General features: G+C 34.5%; 25 protein-coding genes. 8 read left to right on the forward strand and 17 right to left on the reverse strand.

Features of this window, described 5'->3' with window-relative positions:
- Positions 1 to 30 precede the first annotated feature (30 nt).
- From MKY00_RS16905 to MKY00_RS16920, 4 genes are all read right to left on the reverse strand, one after another.
- A complete protein-coding gene (locus MKY00_RS16905) occupies positions 31 to 582 on the reverse strand; it encodes a GNAT family N-acetyltransferase (RefSeq protein WP_016718136.1) in 552 nt (183 codons plus the stop codon).
- A gap of 213 nt (positions 583 to 795) precedes the next feature.
- Complete coding sequence (locus tag MKY00_RS16910; protein ID WP_016718137.1) at positions 796 to 1,713, reverse strand: iron-hydroxamate ABC transporter substrate-binding protein; 918 nt, start codon at positions 1,711 to 1,713, stop codon at positions 796 to 798.
- 21 nt (positions 1,714 to 1,734) lie between these two features.
- Positions 1,735 to 2,751, reverse strand: coding sequence for a FecCD family ABC transporter permease (locus tag MKY00_RS16915; RefSeq protein ID WP_016718138.1), 1,017 nt, complete (start codon positions 2,749 to 2,751; stop codon positions 1,735 to 1,737).
- Positions 2,752 to 3,786 (reverse strand): FecCD family ABC transporter permease, encoded by a 1,035-nt coding sequence (locus MKY00_RS16920; RefSeq protein ID WP_016718139.1) that lies wholly within the window; start codon positions 3,784 to 3,786, stop codon positions 2,752 to 2,754. It abuts the gene before it with no gap.
- 275 nt (positions 3,787 to 4,061) lie between these two features.
- Here MKY00_RS16920 and MKY00_RS16925 point away from each other — a divergent pair, with 275 nt between their 5' ends.
- A complete protein-coding gene (locus MKY00_RS16925) occupies positions 4,062 to 4,826 on the forward strand; it encodes a DUF817 domain-containing protein (RefSeq protein WP_016718140.1) in 765 nt (254 codons plus the stop codon).
- Positions 4,827 to 4,949: 123 nt separating this feature from the next.
- Here MKY00_RS16925 and MKY00_RS16930 read toward each other — a convergent pair whose 3' ends face one another.
- Both MKY00_RS16930 and MKY00_RS16935 read right to left on the reverse strand, forming a co-directional pair.
- Positions 4,950 to 5,987, reverse strand: a complete 1,038-nt coding sequence (locus tag MKY00_RS16930; protein ID WP_029141169.1) for a DUF4003 domain-containing protein — start codon at positions 5,985 to 5,987, stop codon at positions 4,950 to 4,952.
- A 211-nt stretch (positions 5,988 to 6,198) separates the two neighbouring features.
- The gene (locus MKY00_RS16935; RefSeq protein WP_001081131.1) at positions 6,199 to 6,654 is read right to left on the reverse strand and encodes a DinB family protein; all 456 of its coding nucleotides are present in this window, start codon (positions 6,652 to 6,654) and stop codon (positions 6,199 to 6,201) included.
- 196 nt (positions 6,655 to 6,850) lie between these two features.
- On the opposite strand from MKY00_RS16935, the gene MKY00_RS16940 reads away from it, so the two are divergent.
- A complete protein-coding gene (locus MKY00_RS16940; protein WP_016718142.1) occupies positions 6,851 to 7,345 on the forward strand; it encodes a DinB family protein in 495 nt (164 codons plus the stop codon).
- A 214-nt stretch (positions 7,346 to 7,559) separates the two neighbouring features.
- Here the strand turns inward: MKY00_RS16940 and MKY00_RS16945 are convergent, their stop codons facing one another.
- Positions 7,560 to 8,321, reverse strand: a complete 762-nt coding sequence (locus MKY00_RS16945; RefSeq protein WP_016718143.1) for a CPBP family intramembrane glutamic endopeptidase — start codon at positions 8,319 to 8,321, stop codon at positions 7,560 to 7,562.
- A gap of 503 nt (positions 8,322 to 8,824) precedes the next feature.
- Between MKY00_RS16945 and MKY00_RS16950 the strand changes: the two genes are divergently transcribed.
- Positions 8,825 to 9,361 carry a GNAT family N-acetyltransferase gene (locus MKY00_RS16950; protein WP_016718144.1) on the forward strand — a complete coding sequence of 179 codons (537 nt, stop codon included), beginning with the start codon at positions 8,825 to 8,827 and terminating at the stop codon, positions 9,359 to 9,361.
- A 127-nt stretch (positions 9,362 to 9,488) separates the two neighbouring features.
- On the opposite strand, the gene MKY00_RS16955 is transcribed toward MKY00_RS16950, so the two are convergent.
- Positions 9,489 to 9,926 (reverse strand): GNAT family N-acetyltransferase, encoded by a 438-nt coding sequence (locus MKY00_RS16955; RefSeq protein ID WP_016718145.1) that lies wholly within the window; start codon positions 9,924 to 9,926, stop codon positions 9,489 to 9,491.
- A 118-nt stretch (positions 9,927 to 10,044) separates the two neighbouring features.
- Here MKY00_RS16955 and mtnN point away from each other — a divergent pair, with 118 nt between their 5' ends.
- Positions 10,045 to 10,737, forward strand: a complete 693-nt coding sequence (gene mtnN / locus MKY00_RS16960; protein WP_000821100.1) for a 5'-methylthioadenosine/S-adenosylhomocysteine nucleosidase — start codon at positions 10,045 to 10,047, stop codon at positions 10,735 to 10,737.
- Positions 10,738 to 10,983: 246 nt separating this feature from the next.
- Entirely contained in the window at positions 10,984 to 12,420 is a 1,437-nt protein-coding gene (locus tag MKY00_RS16965) for an IS4 family transposase (protein ID WP_016718147.1), read from the forward strand.
- A gap of 236 nt (positions 12,421 to 12,656) precedes the next feature.
- On the opposite strand, the gene MKY00_RS16970 is transcribed toward MKY00_RS16965, so the two are convergent.
- The 3 genes from MKY00_RS16970 to MKY00_RS16980 form a co-directional block, all read right to left on the reverse strand.
- A complete protein-coding gene (locus tag MKY00_RS16970) occupies positions 12,657 to 13,133 on the reverse strand; it encodes a DUF2690 domain-containing protein (RefSeq protein WP_016718148.1) in 477 nt (158 codons plus the stop codon).
- 17 nt (positions 13,134 to 13,150) lie between these two features.
- Complete coding sequence (locus tag MKY00_RS16975; protein WP_001969383.1) at positions 13,151 to 13,663, reverse strand: DUF2690 domain-containing protein; 513 nt, start codon at positions 13,661 to 13,663, stop codon at positions 13,151 to 13,153.
- 301 nt (positions 13,664 to 13,964) lie between these two features.
- On the reverse strand, positions 13,965 to 14,858 hold the full coding sequence (locus tag MKY00_RS16980; protein ID WP_016718149.1) for a LysR family transcriptional regulator: 894 nt from the start codon (positions 14,856 to 14,858) through the stop codon (positions 13,965 to 13,967).
- Between the two features lie 123 nt (positions 14,859 to 14,981).
- Between MKY00_RS16980 and MKY00_RS16985 the strand changes: the two genes are divergently transcribed.
- Complete coding sequence (locus tag MKY00_RS16985; protein ID WP_016718150.1) at positions 14,982 to 15,947, forward strand: quinone oxidoreductase family protein; 966 nt, start codon at positions 14,982 to 14,984, stop codon at positions 15,945 to 15,947.
- Positions 15,948 to 16,123: 176 nt separating this feature from the next.
- Here the strand turns inward: MKY00_RS16985 and MKY00_RS16990 are convergent, their stop codons facing one another.
- The 5 genes from MKY00_RS16990 to MKY00_RS17010 form a co-directional block, all read right to left on the reverse strand.
- The gene (locus MKY00_RS16990) at positions 16,124 to 16,906 is read right to left on the reverse strand and encodes a putative protein N(5)-glutamine methyltransferase (RefSeq protein WP_016718151.1); all 783 of its coding nucleotides are present in this window, start codon (positions 16,904 to 16,906) and stop codon (positions 16,124 to 16,126) included.
- 211 nt (positions 16,907 to 17,117) lie between these two features.
- Positions 17,118 to 18,451 (reverse strand): IS3 family transposase gene (locus tag MKY00_RS16995; protein ID WP_085966774.1). Its coding sequence is split into 2 segments (ribosomal slippage): positions 17,118 to 18,064 and positions 18,064 to 18,451, totalling 1,335 coding nucleotides; the frame shifts between segments, so codons are not numbered across the junction.
- Between the two features lie 171 nt (positions 18,452 to 18,622).
- A complete protein-coding gene (locus MKY00_RS17000) occupies positions 18,623 to 19,333 on the reverse strand; it encodes a histidine phosphatase family protein (RefSeq protein WP_000745512.1) in 711 nt (236 codons plus the stop codon).
- Between the two features lie 160 nt (positions 19,334 to 19,493).
- The gene (locus MKY00_RS17005; protein WP_000256491.1) at positions 19,494 to 20,018 is read right to left on the reverse strand and encodes a GNAT family N-acetyltransferase; all 525 of its coding nucleotides are present in this window, start codon (positions 20,016 to 20,018) and stop codon (positions 19,494 to 19,496) included.
- Positions 20,019 to 20,024: 6 nt separating this feature from the next.
- Entirely contained in the window at positions 20,025 to 21,926 is a 1,902-nt protein-coding gene (locus MKY00_RS17010; RefSeq protein ID WP_016718152.1) for an endonuclease MutS2, read from the reverse strand.
- Positions 21,927 to 22,462: 536 nt separating this feature from the next.
- On the opposite strand from MKY00_RS17010, the gene MKY00_RS17015 reads away from it, so the two are divergent.
- Entirely contained in the window at positions 22,463 to 23,254 is a 792-nt protein-coding gene (locus MKY00_RS17015) for an arylamine N-acetyltransferase family protein (protein ID WP_016718153.1), read from the forward strand.
- A 117-nt stretch (positions 23,255 to 23,371) separates the two neighbouring features.
- Complete coding sequence (pepF, locus tag MKY00_RS17020; RefSeq protein ID WP_016718154.1) at positions 23,372 to 25,159, forward strand: oligoendopeptidase F; 1,788 nt, start codon at positions 23,372 to 23,374, stop codon at positions 25,157 to 25,159.
- 53 nt (positions 25,160 to 25,212) lie between these two features.
- Here the strand turns inward: pepF and MKY00_RS17025 are convergent, their stop codons facing one another.
- A complete protein-coding gene (locus MKY00_RS17025) occupies positions 25,213 to 26,034 on the reverse strand; it encodes a MerR family transcriptional regulator (protein WP_016718155.1) in 822 nt (273 codons plus the stop codon).
- Positions 26,035 to 26,057: the final 23 nt, after the last annotated feature.

A 26,057-nucleotide genomic window follows, 5' to 3' on the forward strand; every position in this document is an offset into this window, starting at 1 on the left:
CCTGCATTTTACACATATAAGAATGCATTTTTAATCTTGCAGCTCTATCCATTCATCCCGCAGTACCCCCATAATGATACGATCAAAACATTTCCCATCTCTTTGCACTGCTTCTCTCATACAGCCTTCCATCTGAAAACCCATCTTTTTATACAACTCAATAGCAGCTTTGTTATAAGAAATAACATCAAGACCAACGCGGTGTAAATTCAATTCATAGAAAGCATATTTTAAGATAAGATAAATCGCTTCTCTTCCATATCCCTTTCCTCTATCATTTGCATCTCCTATACCAATTGCTAATAACCCCGTTCTGTTATTCCACTCTATGCCATGAATTGCAACAAAACCAATTAAACGATCATCTTGAACTGTCCTCAACATGAAAGATACACTATTCGATCTCCGTCCCTTTAATAACCCATCACTTGCTATTTCTTGTAACGATTGTGGAAATGCTACATCTGTATCGACATTTCTTAAATACTCACTATCCTCTTGCCACATAGCCATTACTTCAGCATCTGCTTCTCTCATAGCTGTTAATTTAATCGTTTTATTTTGAAAAAGATTCATCGTCATTTCAAACTCCCCCTTTTTAATAACGGGGATAATTATTAGCCTATCTATCCCCTTGTTCCATAAACTGTTTCATAGACGGGATACTTACAATAAGCGCTGACATTGGCACATCTCCTCTACGTTAAATTAAATTCATTGTATAATTTTTCATTTATTCTAACAATAAAAAAAGACCCTCTAAATTTAGAGGATCTTCCTAACGACGAATCGATATTATTTCGTAAACATTTTTTCCGCTTCATCCATTGCCATTTTGTTTCCTAAAGCAGAATAATCAAGCCATGGTTGGTCATTGATAATGTATACGTGCTTGCCTTTAACAGCTTTTAAATCTTTCCAAATTGGTGTTTCTTGAAGTTGTTTAAATGCTGCTTTTGCTTTATCATCTCTATTTACAACAACAAATATAGCATCTGCATCAAAGTCAGGTAATACTTCTTGTGAAATGACTTCGAAAGGGCGGTTTCCATCAATTTTCTCTACACCATTTGCAGGTTGTAATCCTAAGTCTTGGAATAAAATTGGTCCCATCGGTCTTTTCGTACTAAATACACGTAATTCTTTTGCAGTAACGCGAATTGCCATTGCTTTTTCGTTATTACCCAGCTCTTTATCTATTAAACCTTTTACTCGTTTTGATTGTTCTTCGTAATCTTGAATATATGTATTCGCTTCTTTCTCACGGTTTACAAGTTTACCAACTTGTTTTAAATGGTCTCTCCACGTACCTTCATCTAAATTGAAAGTATGCGTTTTTGCAATTTTTTCGTATTTCGCTACATCTTTACCCGCATATTTTTCATCCACATAAATGTCAGTAGGTTTTAATTGAAGTAACGCTTCCATATTCGGATCAGTTACAACACCAAGTTTCTTCGTATCTTTCAGTTGTTCTTTTGCATGTGGTAAGAAATCTTTTAAATCTCCACCAATTACAGAACCTACTGGTGTAATTCCTAATGCAAGTAAATTATTTGTTAAGTGAATAGACATAGAAGCAATTTTTGGATCATTACTTTTTTCCGTTTTTTCCGTTTTTTTCGTTGTCTCTTCATTAGCTTTCGTTTGACCACATGCTGCTAATACTAAAATACACATGATGCTAAATAAAATAGTAAGTTTCTTTTTCATATGTTCTCCTCTTTGAAGTATTTATTTTGTTTTTGTAAGTAAATAAAGAAAATACGGTGCTCCTAATGCGGCCACTACTACACCAGCCGGAATAGCGTTTGGCTCAAATATAGAACGGCCTATCGTATCTGCTAGCACTAAAATAATCATTCCAATAATACCAGCTAAAGGAAGAAAGTGTTGATAGGTAGTACCTACTAACTTCCTTGCGATATGCGGAGCAACTAAACCGATAAAACCAATTCCTCCTGCCATCGATACACTTGCGCAAGATAATCCAACCGCTGTAGCTAAAAGTAATAACCGTTCTTTTTGAACAGAAACACCAAGTCCTGCTGCTACACTATCACCTAGTGACAATGCATTTAACGTTTTAGATTTTAGCCACGCATAAGGGGTTAGTATGAATATCCAAGGTAATAATGCAAAGACATGAATCCAATCCCTTCCCCACACGTTACCAACTAGCCATCTAGAAGCGAATGTATATGTCTCATCATTTAACTTAAGGGAGAAAAATAACGAAATTGCACTAAAGCCAGCTGAAACAGCAATACCAACGAGAATAAGTCTAATAGGAAGTAAACCTTTTGACCGATCACTCGCAAGTAAAATAATAAGAAATGCAGCTAATACTCCTCCGCCAAATGTAAATAACGGTATTAAAATCGATGCATTCTCATTAATAGAATGAAAGAAAGTAACGAATATAATTAGCCCGAAAGATGCACCGGAATGCAGTCCAAGAATACCAGGATCGGCCAACGCATTCCTTGATAACCCTTGCAAAATCGCACCGGAAATTCCAAGGCCAATACCAGCTAACATTGTGATTATAATTCTTGGCATACGATAATCGTATAGCACGGTTGCGCTCTCAAAATCACCATGACCGAAAAGCGTTTGAATTACTTTGAGCGGTGCAATGCTAAGTGTCCCCGTATTTAAACTAAGCAAAATAGCAGCGAGACCAATACAACCAAATATTGTAGTTACAGTAACGGCTCTCTTTTTATCCGTGTTTAAAATCTTCTTCACTTACAACTCCCTCCCAACTTTACGTGCTATATAGAGGAAGAACGGAACTCCAACAAGAGCCACCATAATTCCTATTGCAAGTTCTTTAGGAGGATTTACTGTTCTTGCCCCTAAGTCAGCTAAAACTAATAACATAGCTCCTAATAACGCCGACATAGGAATAATAAGTCGATAATTCACACCAACTAATTTTCTAGCAATATGCGGAATAACAAGTCCTACAAATCCGATAGAACCAACTGCTGAAACAGATACACCTGCAAGAATGACTACTATAATCATCCCTAGTATTCTCGTTCGGTTCGTTTTTACTCCTAAATTCGTAGCGACGTCATCCCCCATTGATATGAGTGAAATAGACCGCCCTATCACTGTTGCAAAAAGAATTGTTATGAGAATAATAGGAACTAAAAATTTCAAGTGTTCCCACTTAACACCTGCAACACCACCAGCGTACCAAAACGCTAAATCTTGACTTAAGTCATAATAAATCGCGACACCTGAACTTAACGAATGTAAAAGCGCAGCCATAACTGCCCCAGCGATCGTTAACCTCATCGGTGTTAATCCGCCTGATGTTGCTGATCCGATAATAAAAATGAGCACTGTACTTAAGACCGCTCCAATAAAGGAGACAATCATTAAATAGGAATACGGCATATGCGAGAAAAAGGCAAAACTAAGTGCTACTACAAACATCGCACCTGCATTTATGCCAAGCACACCTGCATCCGCTAAAGGATTTCGTGTTACTCCCTGCATAACAGCTCCAGCCACTGCAAAAGCCGCTCCTACAACTGCTGCACCAATTACCCTTGGAAGTCTTAATTCATAAATAATTTGGTGCTGCGTTAATTTCGGATTATAATCAAAAACCGCTGTCCATACGGTTTGCAAATGGATATCCTTTGCACCAAATGCAACAGCTAAAAATATAGAGCCGATTAAAGATAAAATTGTTAAGCTCATGAAACATATGAACTTAATATGTAGCCAGCGATTATTGCCAGCATATACAGCAGGCTTATGTAACATGTTTCATTTCATCCTTTATATTCAGTTGTTTTTTATAATTATTTTTTATTTGTAATTATTATTGATAATAATTATCATTTTCATTTAGATATTATATCGCCACTTTTTTTAAATAGCAAACTATTTTTTTACTTTGTTAAATATTAAAATACTTATTACGATTTCTATCCAAAACTTACAAATACATGCAAAATAGACTACTGGAATATTTTTTAAATTGTAGTATACTTAATCATTATTTTGAGTTTTCTAACAAAAAAATCGAAGGTGACACAATGTTCTATTTAAAACAACTACTATACTTCACTTACGAGCAAGCATTATCTTGCTTATTCCCAGTTGTTATTTTCTTAACACTAGCCCTATCAAAAATCATTTCTATCCCAGGATTCTACCGCTACGATTTCATACTCATCGTATGTCTTCTTATGCAGTGGATTATGTATAAGACTGGCCTTGAGACGAAAGACGAATTAAAAGTAATTACTGTCTTCCACCTCATCGGCCTTTTACTAGAAATATATAAAGTTCATTTCGGTTCATGGAGTTATCCGGAAGAGGCATATTCAAAGGTTTTTGGAGTTCCACTTTACAGCGGCTTTATGTATGCAAGTGTTGCAAGTTACATATGCCAAGCGTGGAGAAGATTGCATTTACAAATGTATCTCTGGCCGAGGGCTATTTTTGCCGTACCGCTAGGAGCAATGATTTACTTTAATTTTTTCACACATCATTTTCTATATGACTTTAGGTGGGTATTAACTTTACTATTATTCATTGTTTTCTTTCGGACATTTGTGGAATTTTCATTACGAGGCGTTACATATAAAATGCCACTCGTTCTCTCCTTTTTTCTTATCGGATTCTTTATTTGGATTGCCGAAAACATCGCAACATTTTTCGGAGCATGGCAATATCCAAATCAACGAGAAGTATGGAATCTCGTTCACTTAAGCAAAATTAGCTCATGGTTTTTACTCGTTGTTATTAGCATTATGATTGTTACACAACTTAAATATTTGAAGGCGTCGAAAAGATAACGCTGATTATGTAAAAACAGATAGCCCATCACTCATTAGAGAGTAATGGGCTTTTTTATTAATATTTTTTAAACCGTTCGTTATAAATTCATCATAATTTACAAGAGCATAAGCATTTGCACATTATGAACTACTACTAGCAGAAGAGGTTGCTGCAGATGAAGCGGCAATCGTTGCCATCATAGCTGCCTGTTGCGCTTGGATGAGGACTTCTATCATAGTTTGTAAACCTGTGTTGGTAGCTTTACTTTCCTCACCTTTCTGACTTACGAACAGTTGAATAGCAATAAGAATATTCGTATCTGTATGCCAACGGAATAATTTCTCTCCCTGCAATTTTTCAATCAACGCTTTAATAGAATGAATCTCTTTTTCTCCATCCTCTAGTAACGCTAATAGCCCGATTGCTGGGTAATGCATCTGTTTCACTTTTACCTTTTCTTGCTTTAACAAATTCCATATGTTTGTGCATGTTGCAACTAATATTTCTTCACGGACATCCTTCTTTAATGAAAGAATATGACTTAAAAATTGAAGATCATTCCCTTTACGTAAGCCAGCTTTCGCTAGTTTCTGATAAAGACGCTCCACTCGATCCATAAGTGTTTCTACATGCTCTGATTGTCCCGCTAATAAAACCGCGAGCGGATAATCATTTGTACCTGTTAGAAAAAGATGATCCTCTTTCATACGTTTATATACTTGCATCGAACGCTGAATGTGCGTGCCATGATGTTCATTATCTTCTGTTAAAAGCACAGCCGCTGCAAGATAAGTAAATATACTCCGGCTAAAACCACCAGCGACCAATTGTTCATATAAATCTAAAAACTTCCGAAAAGCTTTCTTGTAATCTGTAAAGTGAATATCTAATGTTGCGGCCACTACAAAACGATGATAAGACTTTAAGTATGAAAACATTCCTACCTCATTCTTAATATAACTACTAATTTCTAAAAAACGTTTGAGATCAAGCAATTTATCACTACTTGCATACATAGCAGCAATCATCATTCCTGTTCGAGAATCACTCGTTTTCCATTTTAGTTCTCCCTTTATCTGTGCATATGTATGTGTGTATTGCTCCAACTTTTGTTCTAATGTAATCATAGTATTCACCCCTATTTCTAGTTCTTCTCTATTATTATACGTATATTCCATATTTAGGAATACTATAATTAATAATCCATCATAAAAATAATAATTTTTTTATCCTTATATATTGTTTTTTTCGCCCTTCTTCATCAGCATCACGATGATAATCCCTAATCCTTCAAGAAGTTATACAAAAAAGGTAGATAATAATTTATCTACCTTTTTTGTATATATTATTTAACATTACACCTGTATTGCTTGTTATATGCAATTAAGACTAAAGAGCTTTAATAATACGTTCCATCGCCTTCATTTGCCCAATATGATCCGCTTCATGATAAAGCATCATGCCGTAAAGCTCCCCTACCGTTTCCAATCCTAGGAATGGCTCTGGCAGTTTATTCTCAAATGCTTCTGCTGGAATTTCGTTAATACGCTTTGCTTGTTCTTTTAATTGAGCCGTTAACACTTCTAACGTTGGTCCTTCTGTTTTCCATTTAGACGGTCTTGATCCGTATCCAAACATACCTGGATATTCCGTTGGTAATTGTTTGAATTCTTTTCCAAACATAAAAACTTCTGCTGCCGTTAAAACGTGACCGATATGCCAGCGGATTGTATTATTAAAACCATTCGGCTGCGTATCCGCAGTTTTATCGTCTAGCGTCTCCATAAATTTAAACAATTCCCCACGCGTTATTTCAAATTGTTTTAAACCAACTAATCTATTCATCTTATCGTTCTCCCTCTTGATGCACAATTTATTATGAACTAAGAATGTTCAACTTATTAAAGTTTCACCTTGTATAATCTATCAGAAACAATTAATAAATACACCTAATATGCTTAATAAAAAGGTTCACCCCTCGTAAATATAGAATTACTTACTGCACAAATATTTTAGTAAACAAAAAAGGAGTGTTAATTTCATGTTACATGTTTTAAAACAGCAATATCACCTTATTAGCTCTACAAGAGAAACTTTATTTTCGTTTTTGGAAGAAATCCCGCTAGAAAAATTACATAGCACTGTTCCCAATTTCGGAAACGGTAGTATTATAAAGACCCATATTCATGTAGCTGATTGCTACCGATACTGGCTTGGATCATTCGCATTTAAGCAAAAGCGAGCAGATTTTTCATTTGCTAGTGATGATGAAATTGAGCATGCAGATGTAGAGAAAGTCCGTGCTAGATTTAAGTTAGTAGATGAGACTGTACAACGGTTTTTAGAGGAATACAACGACCGTTGGCTCGAAAATATAGCAAATGAAGTAAAATGGCAAAAAGAGCCTTGGAGCATAACTCCGCTATGGCTTTTAACTCATACGGAGACGCATGAGTTTCACCATAAAGGACAAATTGTATCTATGGCTCGTCACCTTGGGTACACCCCTCCTAATACAGATCTTAATCTTAATTAATTCAATCGTTCAAACAAATGAATTACTATAACTATCGTTAGCAGTGTTTATATATATGGAAAGGCCCTTCATTCTTTTTGATGTTGTTTATAGTTTTGCAATTTTTTTGCGGCACAAACTTGTAATATATTTTAATTATGTTTGTGTCGTGTTCTTACTAACTAGTTTCATATCCATAAAAAATATATTAATATGTTTCCTTCTATAATTTCAGTTACCTAATCAATAAGAGGTTCTTTCTTTTTATTATGAATGTATACAAAACAAACACGAAAATTCCGAAAATAAAAGTTGAAAACGCTGGTAACACTTTATCATTTGGCACGTACACACTCCAAAAAGAATTAAGAAGCGCATGAAAAATTAGACACATAAAAATACTTTTAGTTGCGTTATAAATTGTAGTTAATAAGAACGATATGGCAATTGTCGTAATTATAAAAGCTATAAAATCCCTTTGAGTTTGATTCGTGCCCGGAATAAACCATAACGGCCAGTGCCAAATAGCCCATATAAAGCTCACAATAATCGTACTAAAAAATGCCGAAAATCTTTTCTGAAGGGCAGGCTGTAAGAATCCTCTCCATCCGATTTCTTCAAGACCACCACCAACGATCATTATTGGAAAACTAAGCAATGCCACGTATAATGGTTTTTGCATCGTTGCTCCACCAAATATCGTTGGAAGATAACAGCTTATAAAGGCTAGAATAATGATTAGAATATACCATGCAAAGTGATGTTTAGGATTTACAATATTTTTAATGAACCTTCTAAACTCCTCTTGTGATCCATATTTTTTCTTTAAACTAATCGCAATGATTGCCGGCATGATCCCACCGAAAACAAATAATATCATCGCAAGCGGTGTACCCAATGTCGTAATGTTTAATTTTATTAAGTTAATTAATAACCCCCAAAGTGTCCATGTACCTATAAAAGTACAAATTACATATCGTTTAATATCATTACTCATCTACTTGCCTCCTTTGCTTTAATTACAGCATAAATTTGGATAAAAGAAAATATTTAATGTTAAATTATCCCAAAAACTCCAAAGGATCATCCATACTAAATCAGGCTTTTATGAGTGAGCCCACTTCTACCTACCTACTTTGTTTCATTCGCAATTCGAATGTGGAATCTTACTATCCGTTAAGGGGGGATAAATAAAAAGAAAGGGCTTGTTTTGAAAAGCGATCAAAACATGCGCTTTTAAAGTGACGATAAAATAATTTAATTTTTGTTGAACTACGATGCAGTTTAGTGATACATGCTTATTTTTCAGCTTAAAATATCTATTAAAAACTCGTTAATACATTTTGTTGTGTATAAAACTTTTATCATTTGTTTTAGGTATACCATACCATCATAAAATACATGTAATATCAAATTAATAATCATATTTTTCAAACAATACACAAAATAAAACTCCCAAGAAGTTTTTATATAATTACTAACCTTAAGGAGAAAATTATAATGAGATTAGAGAGTGAAAGAATTTATTTAAGACCTCTTTGTCAGCTAGATGCACCCATTATATTAGAAAGTACAATGGATGATGAAATAAGATATATGACTGGAACCAAGTCTACTTTTTCATTGGAGCAAATTAAAACACATATAAATCACATAAATAATGATTCAAGTCGCTATGATTTCGCTATTTGTTTAAAAAGCACTAACGAAATGATTGGAGAGTTGTCGATTTTAGATATCGAAGAGGAGAACAAAAGAGCAGTATTCAGAATATCAATGCTTTCCATAGCATTAACAGGACAAGGTTATGGAACTGAAGCTATTAAAATCGTTTTAAGATTTGTTTTTGAACAACTATCATTAAATCGGTTACAGTTAGAAGTATTTAGCCATAATTTACGCGGAGTTAAAGCTTATGAAAAAGTTGGTTTTGTAAAAGAAGGAACCTTACGTCAATCTTTATTTTATAACGATACATACTCAGATGAAATTATTATGGCCATACTTAAAAGCGATTATATAGAGAAACCTTTGTAAAGAAATATACTTAATCTATTAGGGGTCACCATACATGCCCATCAACTTAAGAATTTTCACTACCCCTAAGTACAAAAAAATGTTATTCTTTCTAAACACTCTAAGAAAAAACACCTATAAATAAAATTTAATTAATTGGTATATACGTCTTGAAACCCTTACTTATGGTTCCATTGTATCCATTTTTAGTGAAGAATTTATGTGCTTTTATTCTAGTTGCACTACTTAATAAGATAATTCTTGTGGATCCCCTTGTAATTGATATCTCTTCTACATGTTTCAATAGCTTTTCCCCTATCCCATTACCTCGAAAATCTTCATTTACAATCACATACTCTAAAACAGTATATGGTCTAAATTGATATCCAGGATCAAGGCAAAACGTCATAAATATACTTCCTTTGACGTTACCACTTTCCTCATAGACAAACAAAAAATTATTAGAATCATCCCTTATCTGCTCAATTCTTTCTGGTAAAACTTTAATATTTTTGCTATGTGGTGCTAATTTTTTATATAGATTTTCAATTATATTACTGTCCTTTGGTTCAGCTTCACGAATCATATAATTACCTACCTTTTGCATTTAATATATCGATGACTTAAATTGTTTTAACATTCCGATTAAATTATATATTAAAACAAGAATTTTTTGGTATAATTTAGGTGAGGAGAGGATGAAAATGAAAAGAATTGGAATAATTGCAGCTTGGCAACCTGAACTGAATTATTTACACGAAGAATACCCGAGTAGAAAAGTTCGTAAAATTGCCGCATGGGAATTCCATTATCATAGTATTAACAATTTAGAGATTATATCTGTTATAAGTGGTGTTGGAAAAACAAACTGTTCTAGTTGTACACAATTACTTATATCAGAGTTTCGTCCTGATGAAATATATATGACAGGAATTTGTGGAAGTTTGTCAGATAGCATAAAGGGTGGCGAAATTGTCATTGCAAGACAAATGCTCCAACATGACGTTACGAATGCTGGAAAAGGCGATGATGTGTGGGACCTGTATACTGGTAGAACATCGATTATTGATGGCGATAATTCTATATTTAGTGATTTTCTTAATTTTGCTATCAATACTAGTGAACATAAAATCAACAACGGGATGTTTATATCGGGAGATCAGCGTATTAGAGAAGATGTTTTGAGATCATCATTAAGTAGTACTCATAATGCTATTGCTGTTGACCAAGAGATAGCATCTTTTTCATACGTTTCTTATGTTAATAAAATACCATTCCTATGTGTGAAGTCTGTATCCGACCAAGCAGATAATAAAACTATTGAAGACCAAAAAAGGTTTAAGCTTTTGGCATGTGAAAATTCATGTAAATTATTAATTGAATTTCTATTGAGATAGAATTTAATAAGATGATTGTTTGTTCAACTAACTGGTGCGTTATTTGTGAGAAATGTTTCTAACTAAAATTGAGAATGGTGAGCTTCTCTTGGAACTGAGGGATTACTTTTATAAAAAGTCTAAGTTGTCCAAGAAATCTTTTATAGAGAGACTGCCACTTCGCTATCAAGCTAACAAAAAATATCCCAAAGTGGAAAAATACGCTATCATTTTTGTAGAAATATACAGAAGGGATGGCGTTTTTTTATGAGTCTATCAATTCAAGATGAACTACAACCATTTGCGGAAGAATTACAACGATATGTTACTCCTATATTTTTAGAAAAACTTGCTAGAGAACTCGGATTTATAAAGCGAAAACGTAAGTTTTCTGGATCAGACTTAGCTGCTATTTGTATCTGGATTAGTCAACGGGTGGCAAGTGATCCATTAGTCCGATTATGTAGTAGGCTTCATGCAGCTACCGGTACTTTACTTAGCCCTGAGGGTTTAAATAAACGTTTAAATGCTAAAGCAGTTTTGTTGTTACAACATATTTTTTCTTTACTATTACAAAAAAAAGTATGTGAACAAACGAAAATTTCTAACCATCTCTTCTCTTATTTCAAACGAATTCGTATTCTAGATGCCACCGTATTTCAAGTGCCGAGTGCTTTAGAGAATGTATATCCAGGATCTGGAGGAAGTGCCCAAACAGCTGGAATCAAAATTCAATTAGAATATGATCTGCATAGCGGGGAATTTCTTAACTTTCAAGTTGGGCCAGGGAAAAATAATGATAAAACATTTGGTACGGAGTGCTTAGATACCTTACGACCAGGGGATTTATGTATTCGTGATTTGGGTTATTTTTCATTGGAAGACTTAGATCAAATGGATCAACGAGGTACATACTATATTTCTCGTTTAAAACTAAATACAAATGTATATATGAAAAATTCAAACCCAGAATACTTTAAAAATGGTGCAATTAAGAAACAATCGGAATACATACACATCGATATGAAACAGATTTTGAAACAACTACAACCCGGAGAAACATTTGAATTAAAACATGCTTATATTGGTGATAGGAAACAACTGTTTGCGCGCGTTATTTTTAATCGATTAACAGAAAAACAACTTCAAAAACGACGAGAAAGGATCGCAGAAAAAGAAAAATCCAAAAATAGAACGTACTCAGAGAAAAGTAAAATTGTAGCTGGATTAAACGTGTACGTGACGAATATAGCTTGGGAATGGGTTCCGATGGAACAGGTACATGAATTATATACTTTACGTTGGCAAATAGAGATTATCTTTAAAACGTGGAAATCACTTTTCAAAATAGACCATTATCGTCATGTAAAACAGGAACGATTAGAGTGCCAATTATATGGAAAGCTAATCGCTATCTTCCTGTGCTCCTCTACTATGTTCAAAATGCGTCAACTTCTTTTGAAAAAGAAGAAAAGAGAATTAAGTGAATATAAAGCGATTGGAATAATTCAAGATCACTTACACCTGTTGTATCAAGCTATACGACAAAGCACCATAGAAATGACAAAGATTCTAATTCGCCTATTCCACCTCTTAGAGAAGAATGGACGGAAATCTCATAGATATGAGAAAAAGACAGTCTTTGATATTATGAGTGTTGTCTATGAGTATAGTGAACTTGGAAAACAAAAGAAAATTGCATAATCAAAAAAGTGAAACCCGTTAGGGTTTATTTGGTATGTGCATTTTTAAGTATATACTTCTATTTTGAGAATGTTTTAATCCGGCTGAATGAAAGATCAGTTTTTTTCACTCTTAAGTTGATGGGCATGTATGGTGACCCCTATTAAACAATTTTAAAGAACCTTACCACAATAAAATGTAGTAAGGCTCTTTCTTTTTTATATCAAATAACAGCTCTTAACACATTTATAATCGTATTAATACCAAATCGTCTCAGCATAATTATATGCATCACTATTTGGTATAGCATGTTTCCCCTGCGCTTGCGCTTTTCTTGGATCTAAATCATATACCATTGGCGTATAACATGATGTTTGCCCTTTATTCACAACACCATTTCCTCCAGCACTCCCGCAAGTATATGCCTTTCCATCGGTTTTTCTGACGATCCTTGCATCAGCTTCGTTATTATAAACTGCCAGGCGGGTTACAGTAACTTTTGCCCACGCTGTTTTACACGTCGTGCTAAATTTTAATTCCACATATGAATTAGAATCAATCCACTTCTTTTCTTTCGTTACTGCTGATTGATCACAGCTATTGTAGTAAGGGCTTTTTCCATCATATGAATGGTCTTCTGCAAATGCTTTATCATTACTCGTCGTACTAAACATACTAGTTACAACGAGCAATGCCAGACAAAGACATGCGCTTACCTTTTTAAAAAGCTTCATAGAATTCCACTCCTTTATTAATAACGTCCAGTTTTCCCGTAGCCATTATTAATCGTCACCGCTTCAGCATCAGCTGTATAACCAAAATCAGCAGTTAAATCAAATACCATTCCTGTATAGGTGCTCGTTTGACCCGTTTTAATTGCTCCATTACCACTATTAGAGTCTACTGATTTTTGGAATACACCATTTTTATATTTATTAATAACAGCGTAAGCATATACTCCTCCAGAAACAGAAGGTGCTGGTTGATCTAAAACAAGCTTAGACCATGCCGCATGACATTTATTACTGTAACGTAAATAGACTGTTCCTACTTTTTTACTACCTTCGTACACTGCTGTAGACTTTGCATTAAATCCATCTGCATCACACGTTGTACTTCCTCCGTATACTTTCGTTGTTGCTGGATTTTTCCCGTCATAGTAACTACTTAAATCGGTAGCTGCAAATGTACTTTCTTGAAAACTAAATAATACCCCTACACTCACTACACTTAACGCACATACTTTCATTAGCTTTTTAAACATTTTCAATTTCCTCCCTCAAAATAAGTACGTATAATTAAGACAATCTATCCCCTATGTACGCCCCTCCTTTCATGCTTCCTAGAGCATCTTACAGAAACGAATAAATGTTGTAAATTCCCTTATGATTATTGGAATATACGAAGAAATTTACGTATCCGTCTAAGAAAAAAAGTTGAGAAATACACATTTTATAACATCCTTTATTTAAAACATAAAAGAACCGATACTCGTTTCATGCAAGCATCGGTTCTTAATACAAAATTGCCATTTTTACTATTATATAAAATAAATATTTCTCCACTTAATCCGTTGTAAAAAACTCCCTCGTTACATCAATAAATTGCTGTAGTGGCGCTGTCATCCATTTATCTTTATGCCAAGCAATTTGCGTGTAAATCGATGAAATTGCATTTTCTACATGTAACTCTTTTATCGTCCCCTCTCGTATATCTTTTTCTACTACTATCGCGGGTAAAATAGCTATTCCTAAATCTGCAATAACACATTGTTTAATCGCCTCGACACTAACGAACTCAATTTTATTTGCTGGATACACATCTTCTATGCGAAATAGCTCTTCAAATAAAGTTCGATACGAGCAACCGAGTTCTGTTAGCAACAGTGTCTCACTTTCTAAATCTTTTGTAGAAACGGAAGTTTGCCCGAGTAAATGATGCCCTGAAGCAGCTACTACTTTTAATTCTTCTTTCATCAGCGGCTCCACATGTAAAGCATCTTCTGTTTTACATTCGTCCAAAATAAATGCAAGATCGACTTTTCCCTCCATCAATTGTTCCTTCGCATCTTTATTGGAATGTGCTGGTTTAAATATAAGCTTTATTTGAGGAAATTGTGCTTTAAACCTCTTTAATATAGATGGTAGCCTATATGTACATTGACTCTCTTGCGCACCGATTATTAACGTACCTGCTATTTCCTCATCATCTTTCACAGCCATTTTCGCTTCGTTACTGAGTACAATCATCTTGTCGGCATATAATTGAAACTTTTTGCCTGCTTCAGTTAAAAAAAGACGTTTTCCTAATCTTTCAAATAACGGCGTACCTAACTCAGCTTCTAACGTTTTAATTTGCGCCGTTACGCTCGATTGAGCAAAGTTTAATTTCTTCGCAGTTTGCGTAAAATTCAAAGTGTCTGCCGCTACTTTAAATGTAATCAATTGTTTTATCTCCATTTATCATCCCTCTTTTCAATCGATATTTCCGATTGATTTCATCGAAATAATCCTCTTTGTCTATTGATATTTGTATTGTATGATAAAGAGCATCGACAAACAATACAAATGGAGGTATTCCATATGAAGGCACTTTGTTTCGAACAATTTGGAAGTCCCGATGTACTACAATATAAGGAAATACATGACCCAATCATACAACCAAATGAAATTCTTATCCGTACGAAAGCAATCGGTTTAAATTTCGCTGATATTTATAGACGCCGCGGCGATTATCATCTCGCTGGTAACCCGCCTTATATATTAGGTTATGAAGGCGCTGGTATTGTTGAAAAAGTAGGAGCTAATGTTACTACTATCAGCCCTGGAGACCGTATTGCATTTGCTGATGTTCCATTTGCAAATGCAGAACTAGTTGCCGTCCCATCAGAAAAAGTAATCCCACTACCAGATTCTATTTCTTTTGAAACAGCCGCTTCTGTCTTATTACAAGGATTAACAGCACATTATTTAACGAAAGATAGCTATCAAATAAAACAAAGTGATATAGCTCTAGTACATGCTGCGGCTGGCGGCGTTGGTCAACTTCTTATTCAAATGATAAAACTACTGGGCGGAAAAGTAATCGGCCTCACGTCATCAAACGAAAAAGCAAAGATAGCCACGTTAGCTGGTGCTGATCATGTATTTTTATATACGGAAGCATGGCCTGCGAAAGTACTTGAAACAACAAACGGTGCTGGAGTAAATGTTGTATATGAATCAGTAGGTTCTACATTAGAGGAAAGTTTTAGCGCTACTAAAACTGGTGGTACCGTCGTATTTTACGGAATGGCCGGCGGTAATCCTGCGCCCGTTGATCCACGTATGCTTATGGATACTTCGAAAACTTTAACTGGCGGAGACCTTTGGAACGTGCTTACATCTTATGAAGAGAGAAAAGAACGCTCCTCTCAATTATTCGAATGGATTATGGCCGAAAAAGTAAAAATCGCAATTCCTACTACATTTTCTTTACAAGACGGTGCCCGTGCCCATGAATTATTAGAGAGCAGAAAAAGTACAGGGAAGATTTTATTAATCCCTTAATCGTTACCACTTAAAAAAGGAAGCTAGATTCGATTTTATCAAGACCTAAATTGAAACAATTAATACATGAAAGGACATAACATATGTTATGTCCTTTCTTCTTCAAATAACGGGCACGTGTAAATTTAAAATAAATTTTGTACTCATTTGTAAATAAAACTACGTACTAATTTATGCTAAAAACGAGAATTCACTCCTATAACGACAGTAGCGTCTAGTTCCTCATCTCTAACCAATTTCGGAGTAAGCCCAGCATCAGCAAAAATTTCAAAGGTCTGAGTTGCCTGCATTTCACTCGTCTCTATTAAAAGATGACCTCCCGGTGCTAGCCAGAGAAACGCTTCTTTTGCTACTCTTCGCTGAATGTGAAGTCCATCCTCTCCCCCGTCAAGCGCTATCTTTGGTTCATGTAGGCGAGCTTCCTGTGGGAGCAGCTTTATTGCCTTGGTAGGAACATATGGTACGTTTGCAACTAAGATATTCACACGACCTTTAAGTGAATGAGGCAAGGCATTATACAAGTCACCTTCAAAAACATGTCCACCGAAATTTGTTACGTTGCGGCTTGCACATCGTACTGCGACAGGGTCAATATCAACAGAATACAATTCAACTCGTCCTAAAGCTTCCACCAGAGCTACACCCACAGCCCCTGACCCGCAACATAGATCAACGACGATATCATCAAAACATGACAGAGCTTTTGCCTGGTGAACAAGAAACTCTGTACGTTGACGAGGCACGAAAACACCTCGGTCCACTTCTATCCGCAATCCACAGAATGCTGCGTATCCAACAACATATTCAAGTGGTAAACCACTGGCTCGCATTTCCACCATTTTCTTTAGGTCCTCTGGTGTTTGTGCCTCTGACATAAGTAACTGGGCCTCATCTTCTGCAAAAACACACCCCGCGCTCTGAAGCTTGTTAATGATACATTTTTCCGTTTTATTTTCCAAAAAGAAATTAAATTCTCTCCCTATTTATCTCACCACTTTTTCTTATTTATAACCTTGTATTCGTTAAAAATTGAAGATATCCTTTTCAGCAAAATGACCTTATTCAAAAAGCTACACCCTTAAAATACCCCAACCTAATTTTATAAATAGAAATAAGAAAAGGAAGCTAGATTTTAATCTGTACCCTTTGTAAAGGACATTTTAAAAAAAGTTAGGCGGCATCAAGAAGATGGTTTCTGTATTCGACAGGAGTCATCTTCTTTAAATTCCACTGATATCTGTGCTGATTATAGTATTTCATATAGTCTTTAATTTCTTGTTTTAACTGTGTGAAAGATGTACAAGTTTTGATGTGTGCTTCATCTTTAAAGTGCCCGAAAAAAGATTCTTGTGGGGCATTATCCCAACAGTTTCCTCGCCTTGACATAGATTGTCCCAGCTTTAATTTTTTGACTAATTTTTGATAGGTAGGACTTGTGTAATGAGCACCTTGATCAGAATGAATATAGGCATCTTGCGTTAATCGTACCTTCTTATTCTTCTTTAGTTTGTGCAGCGTCGTCGTTGCGATATCTAAGGTAAGTCGTTCTGAAACATGATACGCCAAAACTTCATTCGTAGACCCGTCTAGAATAGTAGATAAATATCCTTTTTGATTCTTACCATAAAACAGGTATGTGATATCTGTAAGAAGTACCTTTCCCGGTACACCTTGCCTAAATTCGCGTTTTAATCGATTGGGTACCACGAAGTGTTCTTTCGTCGCTTTCAACATTTTTTTATAGGGATTTTCTCTACGAATAGGACAGATTATCCCATATTTTTTCATGATTCTACGGATGCGTTTCAAATTGTAGACAACTTGAAATTGACCCGCCAATGTCATTTTGATCTGACGAGCCCCCTTTTTTCGGTTTTTAAATCGAAATGCCTTTAATATAATCTCTTTCACTATTTCATCTTGATGTATTCTTTTCTCTCGCCGACTTTGAGAAATGGCTAAAAAATAATTATAGTATCCAGAACGTGAAACGCCTGCGACCTGACACAAATATCTCACCATATTTTTCAGGCGGTATTTTTCAATGATAGAACGAATTAATAGGTACTTTTGACTAGCGTGTAACGTTATTTCTTTCCCATCCTCCCTTCCATAAATTTGATCTTTTTTAACAGTTCATTTTCAGCTTTTAATAAGTTTCGTTCCGCTTCCAAACGTGCATATTTCTCCTCTAATGTAAGTTCTCTTTCTGACTTTCTTCCTGAGTTTTCCTTACGTGTGTCTCTTAAGCCCCATACACCGTTTTGCTTATAGGACGTACGCCATCTATTTCCTGATGACACAATACGTTGTAGACCGATGATATCTATATCAAAACCACATTCTTCAAAAATAATACGAGGTGGTTTACCCTGTTCATTTTCCTTAATAAAAATACGCTTGAATTCATCGGTATAGGTAATTCCTTTTTGGCTTACCGATTTTACGTATCGATTTTTTGATAATATTTGAATTTCCTTTTCTGTAAGCAATTTTTTCGTCATTTTGAAATTTCTCCGATTCTCATTTTTCTCTCATTATACAAGAAATACCCTATAGAATAGACTTTTTTTAAGTGTCTATTCTATAGGGTACAGTTTATTTCTCTATCTTCCTTTTCTTATTTTTATCCCGCTTTAATGGGCAGTAAGACCCCCACTGATTAAAGTTTCACTTTATATTTCCACACTTTCTGTCCCTTTTGCAACATAACTCATATCTCCAACCGACTCGACTGTGTATGTTCCATCTTGATATACAATCTTCGTTACACTAGCATTTTCCACTCCAAGTTTTGTTTTACTACTGTCTAACATTTCTATTAAGGTAGTAATCAACAACCCATGAACAACAACTAAAACGTTACCGCCACCATCTTTAGCAGCTTCTTCACTAATTTTATCTATCTCTGCTTTTATACGAGTAGAAAATAATTCCCAATCTTCCGCCTGTTTCGTAGGGTCTGCTGCTCTAATAAGATTAATTACTTCTTGAATAGAAAACTTCATAAGTTCTTCTGGTGATGCAACGCCCGCAGCTTTTCCAACCACATCCCACATATTTTCAAGCTTTTCACCTTCAAAAATACCGAAATTTAATTCTCGTAAATTTTTCCTTTGCTCAAGTTTCAATTTTGATTGCTCACTATATTTTAATACTAAATTAGCAGTTTCAATCGCTCGGCCGCTATCACTACTATACGCATTCATAAAATGAACATCTTTTAATCCCATTCCTAAATTCGTGGCAACTTCCACACCTTTTTCTACTAACGGAGAGTCTGCCCAACCTTGCGCGCGATGGTTCGTATTTAATATTGTTTTACCATGTCTTGTAACATATAACGTAACTACATTCTCATTGCTATTTGTTTCTCGCTTCTTCATTCAATTCTCTCCCTTTACATTTCTATATCAATTTTATCATCTTAATTATTCATTGAGCAAAATATACGTAAGTGCATTTGTTTAATAAAAAAGCTATCTTTCTGTATATCCCTACAAAAAGATAGCATCTTTTATGATTACATTTTTTTAAACAATACTCCTACTCAGCAAATGCACTCGAATATTGCACAACTCCTTCTATACCTTGCAGAGCGTTCTCACTTAGCTCAACCGCCATAAACGCTTCATCTGGCACTTCAAATGGTGCTTTTATATTCCACTCACTTGCTTTCTTAAAACCAAATTTCGGATAGTACTCTGAATGTCCTAATACTACAACTGATCCGTATCCAAGTTCTTTCGCTTTTTCTAACGCAGCTACTATAAGCTTTCCACCAATTCCTTTTTTCTGATAGCCCCTGGCAACTGATACTGGTGCAAGCGCTAATGAATCTACAGAAGCTCCATCTTGTTCTATCGTAATTTTAGATAACATAATATGCCCGACTATTTCTTCGTCTACCGCAACGATAGATAATTCAGGAATAAACGCGTCACATTCTCTAATACGCTTTACAAGTTCATGTTCCTTTTTATCACTAAATTCTTCATTCAAAAATGCTTGTTGTACAACTTCTTCCGTTTTTCTATAATCAGTTTGTTGTTCTTGTCTAATCGTTACCATTTTAATTTATCCTCTATTCTTCCTTATTTCTTTTTGGATTTTACGAAGCGCTTTTTTCGATCCACGCTCAATGTCGTGCTGCATTTTTCTTTCTTTATAATCGACAAATAGTGTATTTAAATCGTATCCCTCTGGGTATAATTCTTTTGCCGCTACTTCTAAATTAATGCGTTTTACATTTACTTCAACAAATTCGCCGTTATAATATACAACAACATTATAGAAATTATCTATTTCCTTATAGATAATACCAAAATCATCATAATCTAATAAATTTACACGATCACCGATTTTGTACTCGTAGTGATTTTCTCTTTTTTCTTGCACGAATTTCGGTTTTCTAATTTTACTTTCATTCACTTTTTCTAATGCATATTCTTTATTTCCCATGTACTCTTTCGCTCTTTTCAGTACATGTTCTCTTACGTTCATTTTATTTGCAATCCAAAGCGCATTACTTTCACCTGATTTACCGATCACTAATTTATAAAGCGGTTCTAGTGTCTCACTATTAAATTGCATTGCTGCGTTCATGAAATCATCATGCATTTCTGAGAAGCGTTTAATTTCACCGTAATGCGTACTCGCAACTGTAATACATCCAGCAAGATAAAACTCCTCTAAAATAGAAATTGCAAGTGCTGCTCCTTCATTCGGTTCAGTCCCGCTTCCTATTTCATCAAATAGTAGCAACGTATTATTATTTGACATCCTCATAATCTCAGATAAATTTTTCATATGTGATGAAAATGTACTTAATGCATTTTCGATACTTTGATTATCACCAATATCTACAAATACATTTTCAAAAATAGCAATTTCTGTTTCTTTATCCCCTGCAATATGAAGACCTGACATTGTCGCTAATGTTAACAATCCAATCGTTTTTAACACAATTGTCTTCCCGCCCGCATTCGGCCCTGTAATAATTAAACTACGATAGTTTTGACCGATTTCAAAGTTTAATGGTACTACTTTTCCACTTAAAAGCGGATGCTTACAATTTACTAAATGAACGTAGCCATGATCATTTAACTTCGGCTCTATTCCATCAATCGATTTACTAAACTTCGCTTTCGCAAACACCATATCATACTGACTAATCAATTCCATATTAATTTTTATATGATAAATATTTTCTACTACCATTCCTGATAAAGTCGCTAAAATTTGATATTCTTCCATCGCTTCTTCTGCTTTCAAACTTGCGAGTTCCACATTTAACTTTGTAACCGTATGCGGTTCTATAAATACAGTAGAACCTTTAGCGGAGGCTTCAACTATACTTCCCGCAACTTGATTTTTATAAGAAGATTTAATCGGAATCGTGTACCTATCGTCCTTTTTACTAATAAAGAATTCTTGAATATACTTCTTATTTGCACTACTATTTAAAAACTTCGTTAAACGTTCTTTTATTTTCCCATCTACCGAATCAATGTTATTTCGAATTCGTTTTAACTCTTTACTAGCGGCAGAATCAATACTATTACCTTTTATTGAAAAATTAATTTCCTCTTCAATACTTTTAAATTCAGTCATTGAATTTGCATAAGAAGCTAATACTGGCGCAAAAAATTCTTTATCTAACATAAACTTTTTAATCTTTCTACATCCACGTAAAAAGTCTGAAACACTTACTAATTCTTCTGGATCTAAAATCATCCCTTTTTCTAATTTTTGAATTGTACTAGCAATATTTGAAATACCGAAAAAAGGCACATGCCCTTCTGCATCTAATATAGCTCGTGCTTCCGTCGTTTCATTCAATCGATTCCTTACTACTTTTATACTTGCACTCGGCTCTAATTTATTTATTAATTCTTTTCCTAATCCACTTACACAATAAGATTTCACTATATCCTTTAATTCGTTATATTGTAACTTTTCAAAAGTCATCGTATTCATTTTGTTTCTCCTCACTATGATTGATTTCTATCATAAATGAAGATACCTACTCATTAGATTCCAATAAGCTCTACATGATTCAATTACCATTTTTAAACATTAAAAATATACACAAAAAAGCTGCGGGGATACCGCAGCTTTTACATTTACAAGGCATGAGTAATAACATATGGGGAAATAAACCATAAAAAACGGATGGCAATCCCCTTATTACACGCTTTATAAAGTATTGTAGGTATCTTCATAGGTATCGAAATAAATCCATGACAAAATTAGGGGTATGGTATACATAAAAATCCCCTGTTCTTATCCGATTTATTTCATTCAATTTTTCCTATTTAGTACCTACCGCACTCACAAAAAGCACCTCTCATTATTTTATATTATGGTCATTGAAATCTAATTTACTGAAATCATCATACTATATGTATAGCAAGAAGTAAAGGTGTCATACTTTAGTCGTACGCACATATGCAGATGTTTCCTCTTGCAATATTAGATACAATATATATAAATCGTTTAACGGAGGGATTTCCATGACAGACTTTCAAAAACAATTTTTCGCACGATTACATATAGAAAAAAAAGACAAAGTTTCATTTGAAGATTTACCTAACATTATGTACGCAATGGCACAAACTGTCCCTTTTGAAAACTTAAATATACTCGAAAACAACTTTACAGAAATATCAACAGAAAATCTAAAAGAAAAAATTTTAGTAAACAACCGCGGCGGTCTTTGTTATGAACTCAATCCTACTATGTATTACTTCCTTAAAGACGCTGGATTTGATGTTCATCTCGTTTCAGGAACAGTGTATAACGCTGCAAACTCCATATGGGCTGTTGATTCTGGCCATATCGCAACCGTTTTAAAATATCATAATGAGCTTTATCTAATTGAAGTTGGATTCGGATCATACTTACCTCTTGCACCTGTTCCTTTCTCAGGTGAAGTCATTCACTCCATTACAGGAGATTATCGTATTCGTAAAGAAATGACCGAAAAAGGAAACTACATGTTAGAGATGCGTAAAAACAATGAGTTTTTGGATCAATCTTCTACTGATGATTGGACGTTAGGCTATGCATTTTATATAGAAGAAGTGGATGAAGAAAAAGCAAATGCAGCACAAAAAATTATCGTTGAACATGAGGACTCACCATTTAACAAAGTACCTCTCATTGTAAAACTAACTGAAGATGGGCATGCATCTTTAACAAAGGATAGTCTCACAATAGCGAAAAACGGTAAAAAAATGAAAGAAAAAATTACAGATGTGCAATATAAAAATCTTTTACATGCAAAATTCGGAATTACATTATAATTTTTTAAGCCTTGCCATTTTAGCAAGGCTTTTCAATTTTCAGCAGGGATTTTTTGCAATTTGTTGTATTTCATAGTTATATAGGAATATAACTACATATTTAGAAAGGAAATGATTATGACAGAACTTAAAGATCGACTACAAGTAGCGGATAAAGAAAAATGGGATTTAACGGATATTTACGATACCATTGAAGATTTGGAAAGCGATTTTCATAAAATTGAAATATTAACGAAAGAATTACACGAGTTTAATGGAAATATTCACGATGGCAATAGTTTATTAGCCTATTTAACAAAGAGTGAAGAAATTTCTAGCATAATAACTTTAATGTTCGCTTATGCACGATTACAATCTGATCTTGATACACGCGATACTGACGCTCAATCTCTTGTCGATAAAGTAACACAATTACAAGTGAAAGTAAGTGCGGCTAAATCTTTCTTTTCCCCATTCTTACTTAGCATAGATGAAAACACATTACAATCTTACATAGAAGAAGCAGAGGGCTTACAATATTATAAAGAAGACTTATTTGAATTATATCGTTATAAAAAACACGTATTGAATAAAGACCAAGAAGAGATTTTATCACAAATGGGCGAAGCGCTCTCCTCTCCGCAACATACATATGGCATGTTAAATAATGCAGATATACTATTTGGTGAAGTGACTACTAATGATGGAGAAAAAGTTACTTTAACAAGAGGAATGTATGCAAAGTTAATAGAAGATGAGAACCGTGAAAAACGTAAAGAAGCCTACAAAGCTTATTACAAACCATACGTTCAATTAAAGAATTCTATCGCTTCTACTTTATCTGCAGCTATTAAAAATAATGTTACTGTTTCTAAGCTAAGAAACTATCCATCAGCTTTAGAAAAATCATTATTTGGCGATATGGTTCCGAAAGAAGTATATGAAAACCTAATTGATACAACGAAAAAAAACATTCATTCTTTACATACTTATAATAAACTTCGAAAAGAAAAATTAAATGTAGATGAACTACGCCAGTATGATTTAAGTGTTGATTTAGTATCTGGTGTAAAACAGGACATTCCATACGATAGAGCGTTTGACATCATGATTGAATCACTAGCCCCTTTAGGTGAAGAATATATTGAAACATTAAAGAGCTTTAAAGATAAACGTTATATCGATGTGAGAGAAACACCAGGAAAACGTTCCGGTGCTTATAACTTTGGTGTATACGGCGTTCATCCATTCATTCTTTTAAATCATCACGATGATTTAAATAGCCTTTTCACTCTTACTCATGAATGCGGGCACGGTATGCATACGCACTATTCACACGGATACCAACCAAGAATTTCTGCACACTATACTATTTTCGTCGCAGAAGTCGCTTCTACAGTAAATGAAGTGCTATTAATTCATCATTTATTAAAAGAAGCAAAAGATGCTGATGTACGTAACCATTTAGTAAATCACTTCATCGACAAATTTAAAGGCACTTTCTTTACACAAATCATGTTCGCTGAGTTTGAAAAAATCACACATGAAATGGCACAGCAAGGTAAACCATTAAATGCCCAAACCTTTAGCGAGGTTTACGAAAACTTGTTTAGAGAATATAATGGCGACTCCCTCGTATTTGACGAAGAAGTAAAATACGGATGGGCTAGAATACCGCATTTCTATCGTCCATTTTACGTGTACAAATATGCAACTGGATTCGCTTCTGCAATCCAAATTGCCGATAAGTTATTGAGCGGCGATCCAAATGCTCAAAAACATTATATTGAATTCCTTAAAGGCGGAAGTTCAGACTACCCATTAAACTTATTGAAAAAAGCTGGTGTTGATTTAACTACGCCAGAACCGATTGAAAGTGCATTAAATCGTTTTAGTGAACTTGTTGAAGAGTTTTCAGCATTATAAAACGCATGCAGAGTATATGCTCTGCATGCTTTCTCATTTGAATCACTTTATCCTCATGCTATTTTCGTAACTAAAAAACAAATTTGTGTCACATACTCTTCTACTAAACAATCACATTCAGACCCCTTTATATAAACTTCATATGGATGACCATCTATTGTATAACCGTTCTTTTCCACCCACTCTTCTAATGCCATATAAGCATAACCTATATAGTCATAACTACCATAATGCAAAGTAGTAACAATTTGATGTTGATGTATCTTTTTTATTTCGCATCCTTGCAATTCATTTTTATCGTCACCATCCATAATCGGAATTCGGAATTCAATATCACTGTGACCCGGCATAAACTCTTCATCATAAAAAACGGTAGAAGGAGAGCCTACTATTTGCAAATTATTTTTTTGTACTTCTTCATATAAGTCATAAAAATAATCATCCATATGATCTATATCTATTTGCAATCTTTGAGCAATTACTGTTATTTCATTTCTCATCCCAATTAATATATCGTAACTTCTATGACGAGCAATATTTAAAGCCGTATTCATATTTACCATCTCATTCATTTCAGAAATAACTTGTAAATTTTGTTTCACCTCATGAGACAACTCGATAATTTGCGCCTGCATATGGTGAATAAATGACTCTTGATCTGATGACTGCAGTATTACTTTAATTTTCGGCAAAGGAAACTTGTACTCCCTCAGCTTTTTAATTTTCAGTGCTATCTCTAGCTGCCCTTGCTCATAAAATCTATATCCATTTACCAGATTTACATATGCCGGTTTCAATATTTCCTCTTTATCATAATGCCTTAGCATCCGTGTACTCATTTTACAAATCCGAGAAAATTCAGTAATTGTATACATATACATACCCCTTGAATACATTT

The organism is Bacillus sp. FSL R9-9834 (assembly GCF_038006905.1).
In the GTDB taxonomy this organism is placed as follows: domain Bacteria; phylum Bacillota; class Bacilli; order Bacillales; family Bacillaceae_G; genus Bacillus_A; species Bacillus_A pacificus.

Bases quoted from the DNA above. Each gene is read 5' to 3' on its own strand.
- MKY00_RS17010 (WP_016718152.1), bottom strand. From the start codon at position 21,926: ATGAATACGATGACTTTTGAAAAGTTACAATATAACGAATTAAAGGAT.
- mtnN (WP_000821100.1), top strand. From the start codon at position 10,045: ATGAAAAGAATTGGAATAATTGCAGCTTGGCAACCTGAACTGAATTAT.
- MKY00_RS16985 (WP_016718150.1), top strand. From the start codon at position 14,982: ATGAAGGCACTTTGTTTCGAACAATTTGGAAGTCCCGATGTACTACAA.
- MKY00_RS16955 (WP_016718145.1), bottom strand. From the start codon at position 9,926: ATGATTCGTGAAGCTGAACCAAAGGACAGTAATATAATTGAAAATCTA.
- MKY00_RS17000 (WP_000745512.1), bottom strand. From the start codon at position 19,333: ATGAAGAAGCGAGAAACAAATAGCAATGAGAATGTAGTTACGTTATAT.
- pepF (WP_016718154.1), top strand. From the start codon at position 23,372: ATGACAGAACTTAAAGATCGACTACAAGTAGCGGATAAAGAAAAATGG.
- MKY00_RS16935 (WP_001081131.1), bottom strand. From the start codon at position 6,654: ATGAATAGATTAGTTGGTTTAAAACAATTTGAAATAACGCGTGGGGAA.
- MKY00_RS16975 (WP_001969383.1), bottom strand. From the start codon at position 13,663: ATGTTTAAAAAGCTAATGAAAGTATGTGCGTTAAGTGTAGTGAGTGTA.
- MKY00_RS16910 (WP_016718137.1), bottom strand. From the start codon at position 1,713: ATGAAAAAGAAACTTACTATTTTATTTAGCATCATGTGTATTTTAGTA.
- MKY00_RS16980 (WP_016718149.1), bottom strand. From the start codon at position 14,858: ATGGAGATAAAACAATTGATTACATTTAAAGTAGCGGCAGACACTTTG.
- MKY00_RS16930 (WP_029141169.1), bottom strand. From the start codon at position 5,987: ATGGAATATACGTATAATAATAGAGAAGAACTAGAAATAGGGGTGAAT.
- MKY00_RS16920 (WP_016718139.1), bottom strand. From the start codon at position 3,786: ATGTTACATAAGCCTGCTGTATATGCTGGCAATAATCGCTGGCTACAT.
- MKY00_RS16970 (WP_016718148.1), bottom strand. From the start codon at position 13,133: ATGAAGCTTTTTAAAAAGGTAAGCGCATGTCTTTGTCTGGCATTGCTC.
- MKY00_RS16945 (WP_016718143.1), bottom strand. From the start codon at position 8,321: ATGAGTAATGATATTAAACGATATGTAATTTGTACTTTTATAGGTACA.
- MKY00_RS16940 (WP_016718142.1), top strand. From the start codon at position 6,851: ATGTTACATGTTTTAAAACAGCAATATCACCTTATTAGCTCTACAAGA.
- MKY00_RS16905 (WP_016718136.1), bottom strand. From the start codon at position 582: ATGACGATGAATCTTTTTCAAAATAAAACGATTAAATTAACAGCTATG.
- MKY00_RS16925 (WP_016718140.1), top strand. From the start codon at position 4,062: ATGTTCTATTTAAAACAACTACTATACTTCACTTACGAGCAAGCATTA.
- MKY00_RS17015 (WP_016718153.1), top strand. From the start codon at position 22,463: ATGACAGACTTTCAAAAACAATTTTTCGCACGATTACATATAGAAAAA.
- MKY00_RS17005 (WP_000256491.1), bottom strand. From the start codon at position 20,018: ATGGTAACGATTAGACAAGAACAACAAACTGATTATAGAAAAACGGAA.
- MKY00_RS16950 (WP_016718144.1), top strand. From the start codon at position 8,825: ATGAGATTAGAGAGTGAAAGAATTTATTTAAGACCTCTTTGTCAGCTA.
- MKY00_RS16965 (WP_016718147.1), top strand. From the start codon at position 10,984: ATGAGTCTATCAATTCAAGATGAACTACAACCATTTGCGGAAGAATTA.
- MKY00_RS17025 (WP_016718155.1), bottom strand. From the start codon at position 26,034: ATGTATACAATTACTGAATTTTCTCGGATTTGTAAAATGAGTACACGG.